Raw genomic sequence first — 2768 nt, 5'->3', positions numbered from 1 at the left:
GCTGGACCGCCTACCGGCGGGCTGACCGTCGTAGCCGCTCATCGCACCAGCTCAACGCACGAGAGCATCGCACGAGAGCATCGCACGGGTTCAGTTCGCCAACGCCGCCTCGAGAGAGGCCAGGGACGCCTCGAGGAAATCGCGCCCGAACGGCGGCATCCCACCGATCTCGGCGGCGAACCCCTCCCGTGTGCGGGACCAGTCGTACCGGAGGGTGACCTCGGTGGACGTGCCTGCCGGGGCCAGGTCGTACCGCCAACTCCACCCGCCCGTGGAGAGGTGACCGGACTCGTCGGTTCGGCCGGGTTCCCATTCGATCGTGCGGTCCGGTTCGAAAGCCGTGACCACGTTGTGTATGACGTAGTCACCGCCCCCTGCCTCCCTGTACATGGTGATCGCGAAGACGTCCCCGACACCGCTGATGGCCTCAGACGTCACCGCGTCGCGAACCCAGTCCCCGGGTTCGGTGTCCTTGTGGCGGGTCGGGTCGGCCAGCAGCGCGAAGATCTCCGCCGGAGACGCCGGGATCGTGCGGCTCGCGGTCATGACGGTGGCTGGACCGTGCTCGGCACCGGGGTCGTCGGCGCCATCGGTGGTGGACATCGTCAGTTCCTCCTCGGTCACCCGACGGTCAGCAGGATCTTGCCGTGGCTCTCGCCCGACTCGAGCAGGCCCAGCGCCTCCGCTGCCCGCTCCAGCGGGATCTCACGCGAGACGCGGGTGGTCACGTCTCCCGCGGCGATCATCGGCCAGACGTGGTCCACCACCTCCCGGCAGATGCCGGTCTTGCCGCCGGGACCGTCCACCGGGCGGGCCCGGAGGTTGGTGGCCAGCACGCCGGCGCGGCGCGGGAGCAGGGCTCCCAGGTTCAGCTCGCCCTTCATCCCGCCCTGCATGCCGATCACGATCAGTCGGCCGTCCGGGGCGAGTGAGGCGATGTTGGGTTCGAGGTACTTCGCGCCCATCACGTCGAGGATCAGGTCGACGCCACGGCCTCGCTCGTCGTCGTCGGTCCACTCCCTGACCCGGTCGGGGAACTCCTCCTCGCGGTAGTCGATCACCAGGTCGGCACCGAGATCGCGACACTTCTGCACCTTCTCCGGACCTCCGGCGGAGGTGGCCACGCGGGCGCCGAGCGCGCGGCAGACCTGGATGGCGTGGGAGCCGATGCCGCCCGCCCCGCCGTGGATCAGCACTCGCGGGGCACCGAGTTCGGTGTCGCCCCAGCGGGCGTGTGCCGTGAGGACGCCGCGGCCGAGCCCGCCCGTCATGACGAGGTTGGACCACACCGTGCAGGCCACCTCGGGCAGGGTTGCGGCCTCGTGCAACGACACCCCGACCGGAACGGGCATGACCTGTCCGGCGGGCACGGCGACCTTCTCGGCGTACCCGCCGCCGGCCAGGAGGGCGCACACCTCGTCGCCGACCGCCAGGCCCTCGACGCCCTCGCCCACGGCCGAGATCCGTCCCGAGCACTCGAGGCCGAGGATGTCCGACGCGCCGGGCGGGGGAGGGTAGTGCCCCTTGGACTGCAGCAGGTCGGCGCGATTGACGGCGGTAGCCGCCACGTCGACGAGCACCTCGCCGGGACCGGGGATCGGATCGTCGACCTCCGTCAGACGGAGGGAATCGGGACCGTTGCGATACTCGATGGCCTTCATGCCCTCGACCGTAGCCGCGATGGCTCCGGCCGGCAGCCGGGCTGGGTGTGAGCGGGAGGGGTCCACTACGATGAGCACCGTCGTCCACGCGTGTTCCACGTGGAACCACGCGCCCGAGCGTGTCGTGGCGGACGACGAGGAAGTGTGGCAGAGCGGCCGAATGCACTCGCCTTGAAAGCGAGCGTGCCTCAACAGCACCGGGGGTTCAAATCCCTCCACTTCCGCCGTTGGTCACAGGACGTGCTGCTCAAGCAGGGTTTCGGGGTCAAGGCTGGCGTTCGTGGCTGATCTTGGCCACTCCCTTCTCGGGCCTCACGCAACCAGGCTGGGCTTCGGCTGCCCGGTTGACTGGATGTAGACCGTCCTTGACAGGCGCTTCCTACGATCCCTGCTGTCCGAAATGGAGCCAATCGAGCTTCGGGCGCACCGCCTTCCGCGCTTGGATAGGGTTGCGGAGTGAATATGTCATCGGTCCCCCTGGGAGGAGACGCGTTCGGCGAGTTGCTCGAGCGACTCCGAGCGCAGCCGCAGGAATGTGAGTGGCTCGAGTTCAAAGTGGGTTTGTCCGACCCCCATGAGATTGGCCAGTACATTTCCGCGCTGGCCAATTCTGCTGCTCTCCACGGTGAAGCTCGTGCGTATCTTGTTTGGGGTGTTGAGGACCGCACACACAAACTGGTAGGCACGAAATTCGACCACACCATCCTGAAGAAGGGAAACCAGAGTTTCGAGCCCTGGGTGACCGGTTTATTGGAGCCTGACCCTGGACTCACGTACAAGGTAGGTCAAGTTCAGGGGATGCGATTTGTCATCCTTGAGATCGCCGCGGCTAGCCATTCTCCGGTGCAATTCAGCGGCACGTCGTACATCCGGATAGGTAGCCACAAGAAGAAGCTAAGTGACCACCCAGCGGAGGCGCGTCAGTTGTACCGCAATCTCGACCAGGTACCGTTCGAGTACAGAGTGGTGACTGGGGGCTTGGCAGAAGCCGAAGCGCTTAAGGCGATCGATTTCAGTGTCTACTTCGAACTCCAGAAACTTCCGGCTCCATCCGAGCTTTCTGTAGTGCTAGAAGCTCTGGCCTGACTTCCACAAGTTTTAGTGTCA

At 66.2% G+C, this 2768-nt stretch carries 3 protein-coding genes and 1 tRNA gene; 2 read left to right on the top strand and 2 right to left on the bottom strand.

The features are described 5' to 3' along the window. Nucleotides 1–90: 90 nt before the first annotated feature. Together G6018_RS14455 and G6018_RS14450 are read right to left on the bottom strand one after the other, a co-directional pair. The gene (locus G6018_RS14455; protein ID WP_182639993.1) at nucleotides 91–546 is read right to left on the bottom strand and encodes an SRPBCC family protein; all 456 of its coding nucleotides are present in this window, start codon (nucleotides 544–546) and stop codon (nucleotides 91–93) included. Nucleotides 547–620: 74 nt separating this feature from the next. Then, nucleotides 621–1661, bottom strand: a complete 1041-nt coding sequence (locus G6018_RS14450; RefSeq protein WP_182639992.1) for an NAD(P)H-quinone oxidoreductase — start codon at nucleotides 1659–1661, stop codon at nucleotides 621–623. Between the two features lie 138 nt (nucleotides 1662–1799). Here G6018_RS14450 and G6018_RS14445 point away from each other — a divergent pair. Both G6018_RS14445 and G6018_RS14440 read left to right on the top strand, forming a co-directional pair. Further along, nucleotides 1800–1885, top strand: a tRNA-Ser gene (locus G6018_RS14445). 238 nt (nucleotides 1886–2123) lie between these two features. Further along, complete coding sequence (locus tag G6018_RS14440) at nucleotides 2124–2747, top strand: ATP-binding protein (RefSeq protein WP_182639991.1); 624 nt, start codon at nucleotides 2124–2126, stop codon at nucleotides 2745–2747. Nucleotides 2748–2768 lie beyond the last annotated feature (21 nt).

The organism is Dietzia sp. DQ11-44 (assembly GCF_014145205.1).
Taxonomy (GTDB): domain Bacteria; phylum Actinomycetota; class Actinomycetes; order Mycobacteriales; family Mycobacteriaceae; genus Dietzia; species Dietzia natronolimnaea.
The sequence above is the reverse complement of the archived record's forward strand: the minus strand, read 5'-3'. Positions and strand labels throughout refer to the sequence as shown.

Coding starts and splice junctions, on each gene's coding strand:
- G6018_RS14455 (WP_182639993.1), bottom strand. CDS start 546: ATGACCGCGAGCCGCACGATCCCGGCGTCTCCGGCGGAGATCTTCGCG.
- G6018_RS14450 (WP_182639992.1), bottom strand. CDS start 1,661: ATGAAGGCCATCGAGTATCGCAACGGTCCCGATTCCCTCCGTCTGACG.
- G6018_RS14440 (WP_182639991.1), top strand. CDS start 2,124: ATGTCATCGGTCCCCCTGGGAGGAGACGCGTTCGGCGAGTTGCTCGAG.